The sequence below is a fragment of the Dysgonomonas sp. ZJ279 genome (assembly GCF_011039205.1).
In the GTDB taxonomy this organism is placed as follows: domain Bacteria; phylum Bacteroidota; class Bacteroidia; order Bacteroidales; family Dysgonomonadaceae; genus Dysgonomonas.
Genome location: NZ_JAAKEL010000039.1, coordinates 1 through 1989, shown reverse-complemented (window position 1 = coordinate 1989; position 1989 = coordinate 1). Strand labels below are relative to the sequence as shown.

At 44.5% G+C, this 1989-nt stretch carries 3 protein-coding genes; all 3 read right to left on the bottom strand.

Features of this window, described 5'->3' with window-relative positions; genetic code table 11:
- Window positions 1-199 precede the first annotated feature (199 nt).
- The 3 genes from G7Y57_RS17545 to G7Y57_RS17535 all read right to left on the bottom strand — a co-directional run bounded on the left by G7Y57_RS17545 (window position 200) and on the right by G7Y57_RS17535 (window position 1850).
- Window positions 200-412 carry a hypothetical protein gene (locus G7Y57_RS17545; RefSeq protein ID WP_165027240.1) on the bottom strand — a complete coding sequence of 71 codons (213 nt, stop codon included), beginning with the start codon at window positions 410-412 and terminating at the stop codon, window positions 200-202.
- 510 nt (window positions 413-922) lie between these two features.
- Complete coding sequence (locus G7Y57_RS17540; protein ID WP_165027239.1) at window positions 923-1477, bottom strand: hypothetical protein; 555 nt, start codon at window positions 1475-1477, stop codon at window positions 923-925.
- The gene (locus G7Y57_RS17535) at window positions 1413-1850 is read right to left on the bottom strand and encodes a hypothetical protein (RefSeq protein ID WP_165027236.1); all 438 of its coding nucleotides are present in this window, start codon (window positions 1848-1850) and stop codon (window positions 1413-1415) included. Before G7Y57_RS17535 ends, G7Y57_RS17540 begins: the two co-directional genes overlap by 65 nt.
- Between the last annotated feature and the right edge of the window lie 139 nt (window positions 1851-1989).

Here is a 1989-nt window from a genome sequence, read left to right as displayed (position 1 = left end):
TTTACATAGTACCGCCACACTTGCCGCTTAGATTTACTTTGATTGCCTACCTCATGCCGTTCCCTTACAATGTCTTGTATAAGTGCAACGCGCTTAAGTACATTAATATTTCTCTTTGTCTCTCTTTGCATAACACCGAATTTTATTTAACTTTGTATTAACCAATTACAAAGCCTTAAGCGTTTCGGCGCGAGGGGCTTTATTTTTTTGTCAGTTCGTCAATACTGTGCTTTAGTCCTATTTCATAGCCAGTATTATAACCGTCGCTATATCCACTATCATATATTGAGCCGAGAAAGTCGCCGAGTTCGGCGGCTTTTTGGGTCTGTTTAAAAAAACTCGGTTCGTGTGCGATCTCGTCGATTTTTCGCATAAGTTCATTGTATAATCTCTCTTTATCCTGTATTAGCATATTGTTTAAAATTTAAGTTGTTAAAGTATATCGGCGATTGACGACCACACCCGCCAAAAACCGACCAGCTCGTCGCGGGCACTGTGCCGCTTAAACATCAATATAAGCGCAAAGGCTCGCAATAACTTCGAGAATAAATAAAGTATATAGCCGACTATCAATAAAGGCACATACAAGACGAAAACAAGCCGTGCCAGCAATGCAATAATTATCAAAGGTTTTTTTCTTGTCATTGTTTTTCAGTGTTTAAATATTGTTTTTTGATCTCGCCGATTGTTTGCCACCCGATTAGTATTTGAGCCGCCACCGAGCCCGACCCCTTACACACTCTACACGTTTGGTAATGTTCGCCGACGTCGGGGTCGTAACTAAAAGATCGGCTATCTATATGCCAGCCACCCGCGCCGTTGCACACGATACACCGTTGCGGCGGGCACTTTATAACCTCGCCTTTGTCGTTGCCCCTCATGCCGTCGGGCTGGGCTATCTCTATACAGATTTTTAGTTCACTCATTTGTCTTGTTTGTTTTTCTTTTCCATACGATCAAAATAAGCCCGCCAGCGCTCGCCCTCGCGTCGTGTGTCGTATGTTCGGTATATACCCGACTCGTTGACGCTTTGTTGAGCCGCCGCCGTGCACCTATCCGAGAAATACCCGCGAAACCACGATAACACTTTCGGCATATCCAACGACTCGTAAAATTCGCCATACTCGCCCGTTTTCGCTTTTCTGAAAATAACGTGTATATCTGCTATTGTCAAACTGTAAAACTCGGCGACGATCTCGCGGGCGATATTGTCAACTTGTGTATCGCGCAAAGGGCGCTTTAAATTGACATTTTCGCATAAATCAATTAAATGCAGTTTGATTATAGCCTCTATCTTTTGCGTTCCGTACTCGGCACGTAAGCGGGCAAGCGACGGGTATTTGTCGCGGTTTGCTGCGATTGTCAAAGCGTCGTTTATTGTCCTTACCCCTCGCAATTCGCGCCCCAGCGCGTCAGGTTGTAAGGTCGTTAATAATACGGGCTTTGTAGTTGTCTGTAATTCCCTGTTTTCGCTCATTCCTTATACTTGCCACTATCTCGTTGAACTTACCGTTTATAACCGTGAGAGAAAAGCCGTTTATCTTATACCAGTCGGGCAAATTAGACATTAACGCCCCGAAAGTAACTAGCACGTCGTTATCGTCTAATGCCTGTACTTTCTCTATCAGACTAGCCAGTGCCACCCCGTCGCGTCGGTCGAAAGTATAATCGACTTTTACGTGCTGTTTGTACGCTTCTAAAAATATCGTTTTGCACTGATTAAATAGGCTCTCTTTCTTTTCCTTTTGCGGGCTGTATTCCACGCCAGCATAAGCGGCGAGCGCTTCGCGTAATTGCTCGCGGCTCGCCTTTGGGCTGTTGAGTAGCTTAATGATCTTTTCGCGGGTCATTCGTTAGTTTCCTTTTTCAGTTCGATATAAAACGACTCGTCTTGTGCAACCTCGACCCCGATTTTATCGAACAGGGCGGCAACCTCTGTGTTATTCCTGTCAGCGAGTGTATAATATAATTGAAAAGTAGTCCACTTAG